The organism is Microcoleus sp. FACHB-68, from assembly GCF_014695715.1.
Classification (GTDB): domain Bacteria; phylum Cyanobacteriota; class Cyanobacteriia; order Cyanobacteriales; family Oscillatoriaceae; genus FACHB-68.
Genome location: NZ_JACJOT010000001.1, coordinates 1 through 16,924, shown reverse-complemented (window position 1 = coordinate 16,924; position 16,924 = coordinate 1). Strand labels below are relative to the sequence as shown.

Below are 16,924 nucleotides of genomic sequence, written 5' to 3'. Positions count from 1 at the left end.
GCCAAGGGAAACGATAGACTCATACCATACCAAGCCGTTGGTTTGAGCTTGAGATCGGGTAGGATGAAACACGCAATAGCCGGAAAAGAGAACCGATTGACAAATCAATGCTTAACCTCAGCCCTGACTCGCCCACCGATATAGTCAATCTTTTGGATTTATCAGCACCGTTTGAATTAGTTGGCCGGCAAGCGCAATTCCAGCGAATTACCCAAGTTTTAGCCCGTGATGGCGACCTGCTAATTGTGGGAGTGCCGGGAAGCGGAAGGCGGACTCTGGTGCGGCGGGCGGCTCAGGAAGTTAGCGCTAAAATTCTGGAGGTTGACTGTATCCGAGTTACCGATGCTCAGCGCTTTGTGCAACTGCTGTGCGAGAGCATAGAGCAGGCTTTTCAAAGTGCAAATGCTCAAGCGCTAATAGCAGAGTGGATTGAACGCAAGGCATCTGAATTATTTGTCCTGAAAGATGAAGGAAATGGCACTCAGCGGCTGAAACCCTTTCGTGTAGAAGATCAACAGCAACAATGGAGAGCATTTGAGCGCTTACTCCCTCTCCTGCAAAGTTTAGCCGAATCTTCCGGCGAACGAGTGGTGCTGATTTTGGAAAGCTTTCCCCATATCCGCTCTTGGGATCGCAATGGGGTGTGGGAAAAATTTTTGCGGAAAGAGATTGAGCGTCAGACTCAGGTGAGTTATGTACTGGTGGCAACGATCGCAGAAACCTGCATTCATCCCGATGAACTGGGCAATAATTTGGAAATCGTGCAGCTGGCTCCCTTAGCTAATGATGTGGTTGCTGCTTGGGTTCAGGAAGTCTTGCATACTGAAGCGCTGAGGTTCGATCCGCGATCGCTTGCGCTGGAACTCTTTGTCAATGCGGTGCAGGGACACTTAGGCGATGCTTCGGCACTGGTGCGACGCCTCAAGTCGGTACGAGTGTCTGACGGGCTAATTCGCGATTGGCACGTCCAGCAGGCTATCCAAGAATTACTAGCCGACTTATCAATGGTCTTCGAGTCATTACTGATGCTGCTGCCAGCCAATCAGGCGCATCTGTTGGAGTCTTTGGCGTTAGACCCTACCGACAAGCCACAAAGTCGAGATTACATTCACAAGCATTACTTGTCCAGAGGGGGCAGTCTCCAAGGCGCAATCGCGGGATTGCAGCACAAAGGCTTGATTTATGGTTCTGAACAAGGCTACCGACTTGCTTTGCCTCTCTTTGCTTTGTGGCTTCGCCAGCGCTTGAGTTAAAGAAGGCAGAGGGGATAAGGGATATCAAGGTATTGATTGTTACCCTACCAAGAGCCGAATTATCCTAATTCTGTAAGCGGTAGAATATTGGGAAAATGAATTAACAGGCCGGTGATTAGCCTTCTCAAGTTTTCTTGTCAGGTTGCTGCTTTTGCAAGGGAATTTCAATCACGAATTCTGTTCCCTTTCCCGGCCTTGAATGACATTTAAGCAGCCCGTTATGAGCTTCTGTAACAATTTGATAGGTAATTGACATTCCCATTCCTGTCCCTTTGCCGGCAGGTTTGGTCGTAAAAAATGGTTCAAAAATTCGTTGTTTGACCTGTTCCGGGATTCCTGGCCCATTATCAGCAATTTTAATCGCAACTCGATGATCGCTCGTAATTTCGGTACTGATGCAAATTTCACTAGAAGTTGTTGCATCAGTGTAGGTTATGGCATTCAGGACTGCCGATGCCGGTTTACCTGGCTCAAAGCCATATTTTTAATTTCTAATTTTTCTTAGGAATCACATTTCTCATGCCGCTTTTAGCACCGCCGGCATCCCCTGGGTAACGAGGGATAATATGAATATTCGCGTGCATCATTGTCTGGCCGGCAGCTCGATTAATGTTCATTCCCACGTTAAAGCCGGCAGGATGAAATTGCTCAGTTAAAATTTCTTGGACTTTGTTAACCATAAACCAGCAAGCCGATTGCTCTTTAAATGGCAGTTCAAAATAATTGGCAATATGTCTTTTTGGTACAACTAAGACATGACCCTTACTCACAGGATAACCATCCAACATGGCATAAGCTGTGGCTGATTCCGTTACCAGCGTTAAACTTTTATAGGGATTACAGAATATGCACTTATTCTCTGAGTTTCTTTGATAGTTATAATGAATGTATTCGTAGATTTCACAATACTCATCTGAATGAATTGATTTAAAAGGAAGTTTAACGATGCACTGATATGTCTGCTTTTTATGAATATAATGTTCTCGAAAACCTTCTTTTTTTAAATCTCTTCTCACTGCGTAATAAGCTTTGCCTCCCGGCTTCAATAAATGTGACACTTCCATGAGAACGTTCGCTTGTTCTTCAGGAAACAAAACGTTTAGCACATAAAAACAAATGATTGTGTCAAATTTGTCAATAGGGTGTTTGGGAAAATAATAAGGATCGTAGCCGGTAATATCAAAGCCTTTTTGTTGCAATAACTTCACGTCATTACCGAAGCCACAACCAAAATCTAGAACTTTACCTTGTATTAGATTTTTATCCAATAATAACTGTGCAGGAAATGACAGATTAATTCTTTCGATTGCCGTGAGGTGGCTAAATTGATTTTTTAGCTTTTTCATGGAACCATAAATCTGTCTCGATTAGACAGAATTTGAGGGTGCACCGTTCAAACCGCCCAATCAGCAGCATAACAAATCGCTGCACCCAACCGCTTAAAAGTTGTCTGTTGAGTTTTGAAAGGTTATCCACCGGCACGCAACGTCACACTTAGCCGGCTGTAGTTCTTGGTGAGGGCGTAGCGAAAGATTATCTGTTGCTGTTCAGGGTTTAGAGCTACCATCAACTGATAAATTGATGCCATTCAGTATCTTGAGAAGTTGGTGTCAAAATACTTTTAAGCCTTTTATCGAATAAACCTATTGAGTTCCTTAACCAGTCGATGTACTGTTGTTGATGGGTTATCTTTCTCTGGATTATGAGGATCATACTGTTCAAGAAGTTTTTCAGCATTCTTGATCGCAGTCGTCTGTTTGTCGAGCAAGTCATCATACATACGCGGACTATTTTTCTGATAGTTTTTACCAAGCAGAGAGGTCAGCTTTTGAGAATAGTCACTTCTGGAAATTCCACTGTTGAGGGGCTGGAAATGTAGGACATACCATAATTCAAAAGCTTCATTAGAATAAGCTACTGCAAAGCCTTGACTTTCAGCATTGGAAATAGCATTATTGAAATCTTGCTTAGTCCAAGAGTCACGGTCAAACACGCACCAAACCTGATCATACTCTTCCTTATCATTCAAGTCCTTAGCTGTCTTAATCAAGTTACTCGGATTCTTTCCTAAACCCTGTATTTCTATTTTCACTGTAGGTACACGAAAACCTCTAAAGTAATTGGGTTCTGTTTCCACTCCCTCACACACAATGAGAAATCTCTGCTTAATTTCTCTAATATTAACTTTCCTAAGCGAATACCCCCTAGAGTTATCTCTCTGCTTAGACATGAGAATCCGCCCAGTAATTCAGATTTCCAATATAGGGAATCGCACCGTACCTACCTTTTATATATTCACTCTCAAATGAAGCATCATTGCGTACCTTATATTCTGCTAATGAGTATAAGTCTGTTGCACCATATCTATTTTTTTCCGTAAACCATATCTGATCTCTACGAAAAAGTTTATTACTGAGCAAATTAGTATCATGAGTCATAAATATTAACTGAGCATTATTAGGGTTTGTCTCATTTGAATTAAATAACTCAACAATCGCCAAACTGATCAAAGGATGAAGTCTTGCATCAAGCTCATCAACAATCAGAACTTCGCCCTTCTTGATTACAGTGAATAGGGGGCCGGCTAAAGCAAAAACTTTGCGTGTCCCTTCAGATTCATGGCTATGAAAATCAAGTTTCTCGATTGATTTATAATTGCCATCTTTATCAAATTTCCTATGTATAGTCCTAATTGAAGTTGCTTTACCTTCTATAGCAGCTTTAAGAATTAGTTTTTTAATTTCTTCAGGCATTTCATCAGGCAGCAAATCAGCCGTCAAGTCTTCCTGGTTAACCTGTATTTCATCAATCCCTAAATCTAAGTTTTTAACTATTTGAAGAATCTCGTTTTTATTTTTATTATTGATTAAACAATTAATTGTATAGTTTAAATACGCTTCATCATTTGATCCAGAGATAATATTTAGCTTTTCAGTTACCCATTCTAAAATATTTTCTGCAATTTTAACATTAAACTGAGCAGAAACAGACAAAAATAGTGCATTGTTTCTTGTTCTGTGCTGAAGGCCCTCAGCTTTATAACTCTTAGATATTTTGAACCTATCAAGTTCACGATAAAATAGTTGGGTTTCTCTTATGTTGGGTACATAAAACAGCCATTCTGAAACAATTCTTTCTCGATTTGCCTCAAATCCATATCTATACTTTCGACCATCCATTAAAAATACCAGCTGGAAGCAGGATGGTTCCTCCTCGGTTTCTGTACTAAGTCTGAAAGGCTCCACCCCTATTTCATCTGTACTCTGGGTTTCTTTAGATGAATTAACCATGAACCATTTCATAAAGCTCAAGGCTTTGGCAAGGTTGCTTTTACCACTAGCATTCGCTCCATATATGGCAGCGCTTTTGAGCAACTTCAAATCGTTGTCTACTGCGAAAACATTGTTGTCATCAAGCTGCTTATCTTTTGCATGAATATTCGCAGCCACCATACTAAAGGTGACTTCCTCCTTAAAAGATCTGTAGTTGCTAACACTAAACTCAATAAGCATGACTCTTGCTTCGCATTAAACGCAATATGTGTGAATAAATCACATATTTATGTAATAAGGATAACAGTCATTGGAAAAAAGCGCTAGAGGAGAAGAATGTTTTACTTTGTGCATAGGTACTGATGGCAACCTAACCAGCACAATTAAAAGTTAGCCGACTGTAGTTTTCGATGCCGGCAACACCTGAAGATTGTCAGATCCAGAAAGGGAAGCCGGCATTACGCAAAAACTCCTTTGGGTAGGAGTACACCCCTCTTCGCAAGAGGTTTACCCACCCAAAGGAGAAAACAGATAGCTAATGATTTAAATTGTTATTGGCTGAGGATTGTTTTGTTGGTTTTGTTGCAACATAGCCGGATCAAGCTCAATGGTCAACGCCTGAGCAACACGCTGACCGTAATCGGCATCAGCCCGGAAGAAGTGGCACAGTTGCCGCATTTGGATATCTTGCCGTGCGCCGCTCAGTGCACCGGCGATCGCTTGTGCTGTGCGGTTCTTCTCGTCTTCAGAGAAGATGCGCCAGAGATTGCCGGCTTGAGTATAGTCATCTTGATCGCGGGAATCATAGCGATCTGCGACTACATCCCCTAAACTCAATCCGGGTTCCTTGTAATCAGGGGCTTCTTTGGGAGCACTGTCATAAGTGTTGGGATAGTAATTAGGGCTGCTGCCGCCGTAGCCGGTGGACATCGCACCGTCCCGTTGGTAGTGCATCACCGGACAGCGAGGCTGATTAACCGGCAACTGCTGATAGTTCGTACCAATGCGATAGCGCTGAGCATCCGGATAGGACATCAATCGCGCCTGCAACACTTTATCAGGGCTAGGGCCAATACCGGGCACAAACACGGAGGGGCTAAACGCCGCTTGCTCTACTTCAGCGTGGTAGTTTTGGGGATTGCGGTTTAACTCCAGAACCCCAATTTCGATGAGCGGAAAGTCACTGTGGGGCCACACTTTCGTCAAGTCAAACGGGTTCCACTGGAAGGTGTTAGCCTGCTCTTCGGTCATGACTTGGACTTTAACTGTCCAGCTAGGAAACTCACCCCGTGCGATCGCTTCAAACAGATCGCGCTGATGAGATTCACGGTCAATCCCAATGAGATTAGCAGATTCTTCGCCGGTCATATTCTTGATGCCCTGACGAGTCTTGAAGTGGAACTTGCACCAGAAGCGCTCACCCTCGGCATTCACAAAGGAGAAGGTGTGGCTGCCATAGCCATTCATGTGGCGGTAGCTGGCCGGCAGTCCCCGATCACTAAACAAAATTGTAATTTGGTGCAGCGACTCAGGATTGAGCGACCAGAAATCCCACTGCATATTCGCATCCCGCAGGTTGGTTTGGCGCTCTCTTCCTTCAAGTTTACAATTACATATACTGCTTTATACGAATTGCCTGATAAATCCTCATTAATCTCTAATAGTTACTTACAGCAAATTCGGAGCTTATGAGGTACAGTAGCAGCAATGTGTAAACCAATTTTTGAGATGTTCGGGATTCATTAATTGAAGTGCTATTTTAATTAAACCATCAACTCCAGACGCGGTGACAGGGGAAAATTGTTTAAGGAACGCTTTTAATTGTGACCACCAATGTTCAATAGGATTAAACTCAGGAGAATACGGAGACATATACAGAATACTTGCACCAACTGATTCAATCAAAGGTTGGATTTCTTTAACTTTATGTGCAGGTAGATTGTCCATGACACCGACTGCACCTACCCATAATTGTGGAAGGAGAAAATGTTCGATGAAAACTTTGTAGACATCCCCATTCATTGAGCCGTCTAGGGTCATGACTGCCAAAACCTTCTTTAAGCTGATTGCCCCAATCACACTCACTTTCGCGCCTCGGTAATAAGGCTTAAAGTCATAGACTCTGCTACCGCGATTGCTTCTGCCATGAGTTCGGGCCAGACCTAGTAAAATCCCCATTTCGTCAATAAAGATTAGGTCTTCTGGATCAATGTGTTTGACCTTTTCCCAATACTCTATCCTCCGCTTTTGGACTGCCTCTGTCTTCGCTTGGCTACTGCGTAACGTTTTTTTTTCTCTTTAGTTGTTGTTTTTGTAATGCACAGCACATCACACTGGCACAGACCCAAACGTTATATTGCTCTCCAAAATACTCGCAGTATTCTGCTAGAGTTGCGTCGGGATGGCTTTGAACCATTGCCGCTAATTCGCTACCGTACCCATCTAATTTACCCCTCATTGCACCGCCTTGCTTTTTGGGTTCTAGATGACCTTGAGTTTTCTTAAGTTGGAGAAGCTTTTGTACATAGCTTTTCGCTACACCAAATTGAATGGCTACTTTTCTAACCGACGTGTCGCCTCTGTTGTAAGCATTGACTATTTTTTCTCGCAAATCAACTGAGTACGGTTTCATTGTGATTCTTAATACCTTTAATGTTTCATTGAGTGTACCTCATATCTCTCAAAAGCGCTGTATTAACATTCTGTATTGCTGAAAATAAAGAGATAAAATCTTTAGAAAGAAGTTGTGGGATGTCGTCAACAACCTTCAACAATATCTCTCGTTTGAGTTTATCTTCTTTTTGAAAGCGTTTTAGTTCAGGAAAAGTCTCTTTTATAGTGTTTTCTAACTGATGTCCGTTAATTTGGAGGAACCATACTGGCAAGTTAATCGACTGTCCACTAATATACTCACACGTCTGTTTTTCTTCTTCAGTTTGTGGGGGAGCATAAGTTGTTCTAACCTTATCCACTATGAAGTCAGCTACTAGCTGAAGCCGACTGTTGTCAAAATGAGCCACATGAATATATGTCTCATTTTCACTCAAACCGACTTCAGAGCGTTTAATCCACTTCTCTCGAAGTAAGAAAGCTGTTAAAATAAGTGGATCGAAAATATAGTTTTCAATGCTATAACGATTTTCTTTTCCAAGGACTCTTACCCGGTTGTTTCCCTGATTCTTTAAATCCCAATCAATAATCCCATAAACGGTTTTATTGCCCCCTTCATATAGTCGATTAACGACCTCTTTCACTTGCTCGCAATTTCCTTTTCCTGCTACTCCAGATGAAATGAAGTTCAGCGAAATTCCTGGTATTAGCTTATCCTTTAATTTTTCGTAAATGCGTTCATAAAACTGAACATCATATTGACTTTCAACAAAGACCTGGCGACGATTTTCGTAATCGATGCTCAGGGTAGGAACTCCAGTTGTTAAAAGAGCTAATGCTTTATCTTTTGTTGTCTTTTGCAACCGCTGTTGATCAGTTTTTTGCATAGCATACAGCGAGTTTTCTGGCGCTAAGGCAACCGTTGATGGTGAATGTGTTGTTAGTATTACTTTAATTGCATGACGATTGATCAGTACCTCTTGGATTGTACGTAAGAGTGACTGAGTCATTGAAGGATGAAGAGGAGCATCAATTTCATCGAAAAGTAAAACTTCTGGATAATCTACAAGCTGACGACGATCCTCTGCGTAGTAAAGACATAGTGCGAAGGACATTAAAATTCGTTCTCCCGAGGATAAATCGGCAAACTTTACTTGGGTTCCTCTTACTTGATCAGTCAGAATTGGTTCATAAGGACGATCGTCATATTGAGGCGGTTGATTGATTCGGAAATCTAAATTCGCGGTCTCAAGAATACTATTTACAAAAACCCAGGGTGGTTCTCCATGTCTTACTAAAAATTCTTCATTTGTCAAAAAACTGACAGGTTCACCTTCTGAATTTGCCAAAGCTTTGAGCCGATTATTTAGCCAATTGTTCTGATACTCCACGAAGAGCCTGCCGAAAGACTGTTGGAACATATCAACGGATAGCCAAATCTTAGGAAAATTTTCATAAAAGTCATCCTCCTCAAAAGCAATGAGAGGAATGCTGAGATTCTCTTGCAGTTGATTAATCAATGGTTGACGACCTGGAGTATTTTGTATAAATCTGGAAATTACATTTTGAGTTGCACTAGAAGCTGCGTTTTGAATTGCTTGAATAATTTGCTTTGCTTGCTCTGGATTACTCCCTGTTGCTATTAAGTCTTCTTGCTTCATACTGATAAGCTGGCGAGTATTCATGTTCATAAGATCAAGCCGATTCCACTGTCGCAGCATATCCAGAATCTCAGGACGATATTCCTTGATGTGCCCAGAAAGCTCCTGCCAAAGTCCATACTTTTCTTGAGTTCTCTGATAAAGGGAAAAAGCTCCACTATCTTGCGGAACAAGATTCGTCCAATTGTATAAACGAATTGGTCGTGTCTGGTTGTTTAAAGCGATATTGTCAATCTGAATCGAGCCATTTTCAATGGCTTCTATTAGATGAGTCTTTCCTGCACCATTAACGCCGGTAAGGATTATAAAATCAGCTAGTTCAGTTTCTGGGAAAGAAGTAATTGATTTATAGGGTCTAACAAAGGTGAGTTTCATTCATCTAGGATGGATAAGTCAAAAGCATAGCTCGTATAATACAAATATACTACATTTTAAATAAGTCAACATCCATATATGATATTTGGTTTTCCTTTCCCAGGAATAATGCATCTACAACCACTATTGAAACTGAGACAGCAACCACGCACTTACTTTACCATGATTCATTTGCCGGCTCAGTCGAAAAGCTTCTTCTAAAACTGCAATTTCTAACCCGGCAAGCACCAGAGATTGCTCAATTCTGCGACTGCCTCGATTTTGAATCTCAAAGGCGATTACCTGAACATTTTGCACATCAATAATCCAATACTCACGAACTCCAAGTGATTCGTAAAGTAAACGTTTCTCCCCTTTGTCATCAGCAAGAGAAGAATAAGCAACTTCAATCACTAAATCTGGGGTTGGGTAAGTATCCAGATCGATAATGGTAGCTTCCCAAGGTACAATCTCTGCATTGTCACCCAGATAAAACGAGACATCCGGTTGCGCTTCCTCACTGCCGGCTTTGCGGTAAGTACAGTTATCGTGTCCGTCCAAGTCGATGCCCCGAATACTTGCAAACAGAGCAATCGCCGCAATCACAATGAAATGATCGCGGGAATGGGGATTACCAACTGGAGACCTTTCCAACCTCATGCGTCCGTTATAGTAATAGCCTCTAGCTTTTTCATAGGCAGGATCGCTGAGTGCCAGAAGGTATTCATCCCAAGTGGCATTCACCCAAGTATCGGTTTGTAATGTAGCTTGTAGCCGGCTCATCATCGCACCTCCGCTACGGATAGCTGATATTGTAACTTGACCGCAAACACAACAACGGATTGGGGAACTCAATCAAGTAAAATTATCCCCAATCCGACAATGGTATTTTCTGTTAACTGGAAGCCGGGTTTTATTACATTTCTTCCAGTTCTTTACCCTTCGTTTCTTTAATGAAAAACAGAACAAAGAACAGGGAAATTGCGGCAGCAGTCGTATACAAACCATAGGCAAAACCCAATCCCACATCCTTGAGGGGCGGAAAGCTAGTAGAGACGGCAAAGTTGGCAATCCACTGGGCAGTAGCAGCGACTGATAGGGCAGCGCCGCGAATTCTATTGTTAAACATTTCGCCCAACATCACCCAAACCACGGGGCCCCAAGAGAAGCCAAAGCAAAAGACATAGAGGTTAGCAGCTAGCAGGGCAACGATGCCGGCATTTCCGGTTAAGGCAGGGTTGCCGGCAGCGTCTAGTGTCGCACTGCCAAAGACTGTCGCGAGTGTTCCTAGGGTAAGCGTCATGCCAATCGAACCCAGGATCAGCAGCGGTTTGCGTCCAAACTTGTCTACAAAAGCGATTGCTATGAGCGTGGTTACAATATTGGTGATACTGGTAATTACAGTAATCCAGAGGGAATTTTGCTCGGAAAAACCCACCGCTTGCCACAGCACACTGCTGTAGTAGAAAATCACGTTAATGCCCACCAGCTGTTGAAAGACGGATAGCCCAGTCCCGATCCAGACAATTGACAGAAGGCCATGCCGGCCTACAAGATCGGACAGTTGGGGCTTGCGTTCCCGCAAGACTGTCTGCCGGATCTCCACAATTTTAGCCTGAACATCCCCGCCTAGAACTCGTGCTAAAACAGCTCCAGCTTCCGATTCCCGTCCTTGTGCTACTAAATAGCGGGGTGATTCTGGAATCATCAGCGCCCCGATCCCGTAGAGGATGGCTGGTGGCACCTCAGTCCAGAACATCCAACGCCAAGCCGGCACTCCAAACCAAAAAGGGGCATCCGCAGAACCGGCACCCACGGCGATGAAGTAATCGCACAGCAAGGCGACAAAGATGCCGGTAACGATCGCCAACTGCTGGAGAGAACCCAGCCGTCCGCGCAGATGTGCTGGTGAGACTTCAGCAATGTAGGCGGGGGCGATCACGCTGGCAGCACCGACCGCTAACCCGCCCACCAATCGCCAAAACATGAAATCCCAAATACCAAAGGCAATCCCGGAACCGATGGCGCTGAGCAAAAACAGGCCGGCGGCGACGATCATCGTTTTGACCCGCCCGTAGCGATCAGCGAGTTGGCCGGCGAAAAAAGCTCCCGCAGCTGAACCCAGTAATGCCGAGGAAACTGCCAATCCTACTTCCACACTACTAGCCTGAAAAGCTCTTCCCAAAGCCCCTACCGCGCCATTAATCACAGCAGTATCAAAACCAAATAAAAAGCCGCCTATAGCGGCCACCAGTGCCAGCATTAACACATAGGATGTGCTGGCATTATGAATAACTGGTTCGTTATCAATCCTCATTGGTTCATTTTCCTATCAAATACACAGCTAAATTGATGTCGGTTCGCTCATCCATACGAACCTTGAGATAAAAAGCCGGCCAAGGAATAGTAAGCAACTGCTACAGGTAGTTTGCCATCCGAGAGACTGCTTCTCAACTTGGCCATTTCTACTTTTGTAAACGAGCGGGACAATGACCGGATTTGTCTGCTGTTCAGCTTCCCTGTCTAGCCCATGTTTAATGTGAGAGCTGGCATAAACCCGCTTATGAGAAGGATGTAAATTTATTTCTCACTACAGGAACATTCTTTCGCTCTAATGCCGGTGTTCGCATCAATCTTTAGGACTAAAGCAGTGGCGATGTAAGAAACTGTAATATTTAGTGAATAAACTTAACACTGTAGCTCCATACCAATTAAGACTGACTTATAATTTTGAATGAAGTAGCTCGGTTCTTCTGGAGTTCTGGTGATAAGTGGAGCTAATCAGAAAAGCAAGCTAATAACCGGGTAGGAAAATTGTCAAAGTTAACAAAGTCATAAGCCTGTCGTTTTATCAGCTTGAGCCGATTGTTACTTCCCTCCATAACTGCGCTAGTTGTGTGAGTTAAGAAGTAATTGCAGATTCCCTTTAAATGATTTTTGATAGTTTTTAAGACAATCCCATATACGGAATCGGCTTTTCCGAGCCATGTGAGCAGTTGTTCCTTGCCCTCTTCAACAGTATTACAAGTTTCAGAAATATTTCTAAATTCCTATTTTAATTTATAAGCGACCTTAAAACGCTTAGAATGCTGCAATATTCCGATGAGTTTGACTTGTTATTCGCCCAAATTCACACCATTTTTGATCAAAATAAATTTACTCCCTTTAATAGCCATCCCGGTTTATTAGCGGACGGTATTTAATTCTTCATTGACGAGTCTCATTACATGAAATCGGTCGAATACAAGCGAGGTATTGGGTAATCCTCCCCACATATCCACACTGACTTCATCAACCCGTTCTCGCACCTCTATCGGTTGCTGCTTCAAAACTTCAATAATCTCTTTCTGCTGGTGACTGTCGGTAACCTCCAAGAGTAGACCTGGCTCAATATTACAAACAACTGTTGCAAAATCTTGATGGCCTTTGCGCTTACTAATCTTATCTATACTAATACCAAATTTAGGTGAAGTTGCATAGAATAGAAAGAGATTCAAAAGGTGCTGATGATGGCGAGAAGTTTATTGTTGGAGATCAAAGAGAGCGCAGAATTTTTAGAAAAACAACTAAAACAGACTCGCACAGCAGCTCAAAGAGAACGAATACAAATATTGTGGTGGCTGAAAACCGGCCAAGTCCAACAACATAAAGAACTAGCCCACCGCATAGGACGAGATGGCTCGACAATCACGCGATGGTTACAAAAGTACAGACGGGGTGGATTATCAGAGTTGCTGGAGGTGAAAACCGCTCCCGGTCAAAAACCGCGCTTAACGTCAGAAGCGCTCACGGGACTAAAAGAACGTCTGGAAACCGGAGTGGGCTTCACTAGTTACGCAGAAATTGTGCAGTGGCTCAAAACAGAATATGACTTGCAATTGAGCTACGCCACAGTATACTCCTGGGTACATTACCGATTGAAAGCCAAATTAAAAGTGCCTCGGCCTTGTAGCGCCAAACAGGAAGTAGAGGCAGCTTTAGCGGTTTAAAAAAACATCGGATCGGCCCTATTAATGTTGCAAAAGTTATTTATTCAAGGTCAGCGACTACGATATTTGTGCCAAGATGAGAGCCGCTTGGGATTAAAAACAGAAACAGGAAAGTTAATTACGGCTTTTGGGGTGAAGCCAGTTGCACCTGTGTTATGGAAGCGGGAGAACTTTTGGTTGTACGGAGTAGTGGAACCATTAAGCGGTTGGCATTTGTGTCGTGAATATGCCCAGCTCAATAGAGAATATTTCCAAAAGTTTATTGATGCAGTAGCTGTTGAATTAGGCGAAGACATTGCCTTAATTCAGTTGGATCAATCAGGCGCTCATCTGAGCAATGAACTGCGATAGCCAGAAAATTTAATTGGGATCTGTCAACCGGCACATAGTCCAGAACTCAACCCGATTGAAAGAGTGTGGGAATTTATTAAGCAGCAACTTCAAGGTGAAGTTTTTACAACTATTGAACAATTACGGCAGCGTTTGCAACAATTCTTGGAAGAAATTACACCCGAACAAATCTGCTCACTGTCATCCTATAATTTCATTCTAGAAGCCTTATTCTATGCAGCTTCATATTAAATTGGTATAATTTCTTTGGTAATTCCCATCTCAAACCTCGCTTAAGATATTGCCACACTTGTTCTATGGGGTTTGATTCCGGTGTGTACGACGGCTGAAACATTATTTTAATGTTTTTCGGTATTTTCAGTTTTTTCGCTTTATGAAACCTTCTATTATCTAATTGAATAATCAACACGCTATCCGGAATTTTTTGGGCCACCCATTCTAAAAATATCTGAAAGCATTGACTATTCAAATGGGTAAACTCATAAAAGAAATGCTCTCCGGTTTCGGGTTCAACCACCCCATATATATACGTTGCTTGGAATTTCCATTGCACTTTTCCGTATGGTTTTACCCCCCGACAAGTAATTCTTCTGCCACTTATTGTTTTTAGTCCTATTCTCGTTTCATCTTGACAAAAAAATCGAATGTCTTTCCCTAACCCCATGACTGTTACTGCTATCACGCTCAGCATGGCTAGGTTGACTTCAAAGTTTTTTTAAAATCTTTTAATCTTTCTTCTGACTGTTCTGCGCTTTTTGGTCTGGCTATTTTTGGGGAGGCTTTGAGTCGATAATACACTAACTGATGCATTGTTTTATAATTCGCTTCTATCCCTAGCCTCTCCCTTAACCAGGAGCAAATTTCTCCATAACTCTCGAATCCGGTCGGGGACTGAAGTTTCTTCTCTAGTTCTTTTTCTGCCCACGCCGGTATTTTCCTCGGTCTTCCTGTCCCGACTTTTTTCTCTAAAAGCTTAATCAGTCCTCCTTGACGGTATTTAGTTAACCAATCTTGGACTGTGACTTGATTTCTCCCTACAAGTTCTGCGGCTTCTTTGATAGTTTTAGCTTTTTTTGTTTTGAGGATGTACAACAGTTGTAATCGTTCTTTTCCTGATCCTGTTTTTTCTTGGCTCAGTCGTTTTTTTAGCTCGCTTTCACTTTCTGTGATTTCTAGCTTATAAACTCCTGCCATTTTTTCCTCAAACTCTACTCAAGGTACTATTTTCCACGATTTGTAGTCACCTTTTCAAGAATTGGTATTAATTAGGATCTGTAGTATGAGGAACTGAGGGCGGCCCAGTTGCTTCTCTAGATGCTCGTCATAAAATTGGATTAGCATTTTTTTGATTTTTGGGTTTGTTTGTCACTATAGCCAACCCATCTTTTTTTGTTTACCTAGGGCGTGTCATCAATTACAGCGGTTATTGATTGAGTAAGCCACAGTAGGGTAGGCTAGAAATCACCGATGAAACCACAGAAGACTCCAGCTATGCCAGCTCCACTGTCTATGGATTTACGCCAACGGGTGATAGCAGCCTATCAAGCCAAAGAAGGGTCGCAACGGCAACTAGCAAAACGCTTTAAAGTCAGTTTATCTTTCGTCAGAGATATCACCCGACGCTATCGACAAACTGGAACCGTAGAGCCTAAACCTCATGGGGGTGGAGCCGTTGCTAAATTGGGACAGTCTCAGTTGCTGATTGTCAAAGCCCTCGTAGAGGCTCAACCTGATGCACTGCTTGAGGAGTTGTGTGCAGGCTTAGCCCAAAACAGTGGGATCAATGTCAGTGTCTCAACCATGCAGCGAGCTGTAGAACGTCAGGGCTTGAGCGTCAAAAAAAAACCCTAGTCGCCTGTGAGCAAGAGAGTGAGCGAGTCAAGGAATTGCGCTTTGCTTATCGGCTGTGGAGTTTGAGTGTAGACCCACGGAATTTGGTATTTATCGATGAAACTGGAGTCCATCTGGCATTGACTCGTTTGTCCGGTCGCGCCCCCAAGGGCGAACGCCTGTATGACAGTGAGTCTCCTGGCAATCGTGGGCAGAATATTTCATTAATCGGTGCGATGAGTATTGATGGCTTGATTGCGACCCTGACTGTTGTGGGCAGCGTTAATACTCATGTGTTCTTGTTCTATATTCAGGAGGTTCTGATTCCCCAACTTTGGCCGGGGGCGATTGTCTTGATGGATAACTTGCCAGTTCATCGTGCCTATGTGATTCGAGAGGCTATAGAATCTGCTGGAGCCAAGCTTGTATTTTTGCCTCCCGAATCTCCAGACCTCTCACCCATTGAGTTGTGCTGGTCCAAGCTTAAGCAGCTCCTACGTTCTGCCAAGGCTCGAACCCGTGAAGCCCTCGATCCAGCCTTAACCCAAATTATCAATGATTGTATTTCCTCTGATAATGCTCTAGATTGGTTCGCTCACTGTGGCTTATTCATTTGAAAACCTCTGTAGGTAAGCTGGAATCAGCAATGCTGAGAATAGAATCGACCAAGGAACAGATGACTCGACGTTACGCGCTGCGAGATGACCAGTGGGAGCGGCTCAAAGACTTACTGCCTGGACGCAAAGGGTATGTGGGAGTAACCGCTAGAGACAATCGGTTGTTTATCGAAGCCGTGCTGTACCGCTACCGGGCAGGGATACCCTGGCGAGACCTGCCAGCACGATTTGGAGATTTTCGAGTGATTCACACTCGGTTCAGCCGATGGTCAAAAACCGGCGTGTGGCAGCGAGTGTTTCAGCACTTGGCAGAGGATGCAGACAACGAATACGCGATGATTGACTCAACAATTGTGCGAGCCCACCAACACAGTGCGGGCGCAAAGGGGGGGAGCCAGCTCAAGAAGCGATTGGTCGCAGCAAAGGCGGATTAAGTACCAAAATTCATGCCACGGTGGATGCATTGGGCAACCCCCTGAGCTTTCACCTCACCCCTGGACAAGCTTGCGACCTGGATGGAGCCGAGAAACTGCTGCCCGACGTGGTTGCCAACACCGTGCTTGCAGACAAAGGATATGATGCGGATAAGCGAGTGCTTGACCAACTTCAGAGACAGGGAAAAACCCCTGTGATTCCTCCCAAGCGTAACCGCACTACCCTCCGTGCTTACGACAAGGACTTGTATAAAGCCCGTCATCTCATTGAAAACTTCTTCGCCAAACTCAAGCAGTACCCTTGCGATTGCGACGCGCTATGACAAACGTGCTACCAACTTTCTGGGGGCAATTTATCTGACTGCTTCTGTTATTTGGTTGATTTGATGACACGCCCTAGCTCTCATCCTTTCTCTGTCAAGGTTTCAGCTTCCTTGTTACCCCCCCAGGTCAAGATGAAAGTCCATAGCTAGTTGAGAAGTTTTATGTATCTCATTATACGAAATTCACCCAAAACCCAGAATAGCCTAAAGAAGTTAAATTACCTCAAGGA

At 43.4% G+C, this 16,924-nt stretch carries 18 protein-coding genes and 1 pseudogene; 6 read left to right on the top strand and 13 right to left on the bottom strand.

The window, feature by feature from the left end; genetic code table 11:
* Nucleotides 1-107: 107 nt before the first annotated feature.
* The gene (locus H6F73_RS00100) at nt 108-1,253 is read left to right on the top strand and encodes an AAA family ATPase (RefSeq protein WP_190756808.1); all 1,146 of its coding nucleotides are present in this window, start codon (nt 108-110) and stop codon (nt 1,251-1,253) included.
* A 124-nt stretch (nt 1,254-1,377) separates the two neighbouring features.
* Here H6F73_RS00100 and H6F73_RS00095 read toward each other — a convergent pair whose 3' ends face one another.
* The 11 genes from H6F73_RS00095 to H6F73_RS00040 form a co-directional block, all read right to left on the bottom strand.
* Nucleotides 1,378-1,698 carry a HAMP domain-containing sensor histidine kinase gene (locus H6F73_RS00095; RefSeq protein WP_190757064.1) on the bottom strand — a complete coding sequence of 107 codons (321 nt, stop codon included), beginning with the start codon at nt 1,696-1,698 and terminating at the stop codon, nt 1,378-1,380.
* A 46-nt stretch (nt 1,699-1,744) separates the two neighbouring features.
* Nucleotides 1,745-2,599: an HIT family protein gene (locus H6F73_RS00090; RefSeq protein WP_190756807.1), complete on the bottom strand. Its 855-nt coding sequence runs from the start codon at nt 2,597-2,599 to the stop codon at nt 1,745-1,747.
* 284 nt (nt 2,600-2,883) lie between these two features.
* Entirely contained in the window at nt 2,884-3,483 is a 600-nt protein-coding gene (locus H6F73_RS00085) for an RloB family protein (RefSeq protein ID WP_190756806.1), read from the bottom strand.
* A complete protein-coding gene (locus H6F73_RS00080) occupies nt 3,476-4,705 on the bottom strand; it encodes an ATP-binding protein (protein WP_242072280.1) in 1,230 nt (409 codons plus the stop codon). The genes H6F73_RS00085 and H6F73_RS00080 overlap by 8 nt, the downstream gene beginning before the upstream one ends.
* A 363-nt stretch (nt 4,706-5,068) precedes the next feature.
* On the bottom strand, nt 5,069-6,142 hold the full coding sequence (locus tag H6F73_RS27165; protein WP_347239449.1) for a catalase: 1,074 nt from the start codon (nt 6,140-6,142) through the stop codon (nt 5,069-5,071).
* A 69-nt stretch (nt 6,143-6,211) separates the two neighbouring features.
* Nucleotides 6,212-6,703, bottom strand: coding sequence for a transposase (locus H6F73_RS00070; RefSeq protein WP_190756804.1), 492 nt, complete (start codon nt 6,701-6,703; stop codon nt 6,212-6,214).
* Nucleotides 6,704-6,797: 94 nt separating this feature from the next.
* The gene (locus H6F73_RS00065) at nt 6,798-7,157 is read right to left on the bottom strand and encodes an IS630 transposase-related protein (RefSeq protein WP_190756803.1); all 360 of its coding nucleotides are present in this window, start codon (nt 7,155-7,157) and stop codon (nt 6,798-6,800) included.
* Nucleotides 7,158-7,182: 25 nt separating this feature from the next.
* Nucleotides 7,183-9,171 (bottom strand): AAA family ATPase, encoded by a 1,989-nt coding sequence (locus H6F73_RS00060; RefSeq protein ID WP_190756802.1) that lies wholly within the window; start codon nt 9,169-9,171, stop codon nt 7,183-7,185.
* A gap of 123 nt (nt 9,172-9,294) precedes the next feature.
* On the bottom strand, nt 9,295-9,933 hold the full coding sequence (locus H6F73_RS00055; RefSeq protein ID WP_190757063.1) for a Uma2 family endonuclease: 639 nt from the start codon (nt 9,931-9,933) through the stop codon (nt 9,295-9,297).
* Between the two features lie 133 nt (nt 9,934-10,066).
* Nucleotides 10,067-11,467, bottom strand: a complete 1,401-nt coding sequence (locus H6F73_RS00050; protein WP_190756801.1) for a sugar porter family MFS transporter — start codon at nt 11,465-11,467, stop codon at nt 10,067-10,069.
* A gap of 868 nt (nt 11,468-12,335) precedes the next feature.
* Nucleotides 12,336-12,647, bottom strand: coding sequence for a transposase (locus tag H6F73_RS00040; protein ID WP_190756800.1), 312 nt, complete (start codon nt 12,645-12,647; stop codon nt 12,336-12,338).
* A gap of 9 nt (nt 12,648-12,656) precedes the next feature.
* On the opposite strand from H6F73_RS00040, the gene H6F73_RS00035 reads away from it, so the two are divergent.
* Nucleotides 12,657-13,139, top strand: coding sequence for a helix-turn-helix domain-containing protein (locus tag H6F73_RS00035; protein ID WP_190756799.1), 483 nt, complete (start codon nt 12,657-12,659; stop codon nt 13,137-13,139).
* A 24-nt stretch (nt 13,140-13,163) separates the two neighbouring features.
* Nucleotides 13,164-13,490 (top strand): transposase, encoded by a 327-nt coding sequence (locus H6F73_RS00030; protein ID WP_190756798.1) that lies wholly within the window; start codon nt 13,164-13,166, stop codon nt 13,488-13,490.
* A 193-nt stretch (nt 13,491-13,683) separates the two neighbouring features.
* Here the strand turns inward: H6F73_RS00030 and H6F73_RS25830 are convergent, their stop codons facing one another.
* Together H6F73_RS25830 and H6F73_RS25825 are read right to left on the bottom strand one after the other, a co-directional pair.
* Entirely contained in the window at nt 13,684-14,181 is a 498-nt protein-coding gene (locus H6F73_RS25830) for an IS630 family transposase (protein ID WP_199330340.1), read from the bottom strand.
* A gap of 2 nt (nt 14,182-14,183) precedes the next feature.
* Nucleotides 14,184-14,684, bottom strand: a complete 501-nt coding sequence (locus H6F73_RS25825; RefSeq protein WP_199330339.1) for a helix-turn-helix domain-containing protein — start codon at nt 14,682-14,684, stop codon at nt 14,184-14,186.
* A gap of 297 nt (nt 14,685-14,981) precedes the next feature.
* On the opposite strand from H6F73_RS25825, the gene H6F73_RS00015 reads away from it, so the two are divergent.
* The 3 genes and pseudogenes from H6F73_RS00015 (at nt 14,982) to H6F73_RS00005 (ending at nt 16,758) form a co-directional block, all read left to right on the top strand.
* Complete coding sequence (locus H6F73_RS00015; RefSeq protein ID WP_190756796.1) at nt 14,982-15,341, top strand: helix-turn-helix domain-containing protein; 360 nt, start codon at nt 14,982-14,984, stop codon at nt 15,339-15,341.
* Entirely contained in the window at nt 15,242-15,937 is a 696-nt protein-coding gene (locus H6F73_RS00010) for an IS630 family transposase (RefSeq protein WP_190756795.1), read from the top strand. Before H6F73_RS00015 ends, H6F73_RS00010 begins: the two co-directional genes overlap by 100 nt.
* A gap of 59 nt (nt 15,938-15,996) precedes the next feature.
* Nucleotides 15,997-16,758: pseudogene (locus H6F73_RS00005) on the top strand (IS5 family transposase).
* Nucleotides 16,759-16,924: the final 166 nt, after the last annotated feature.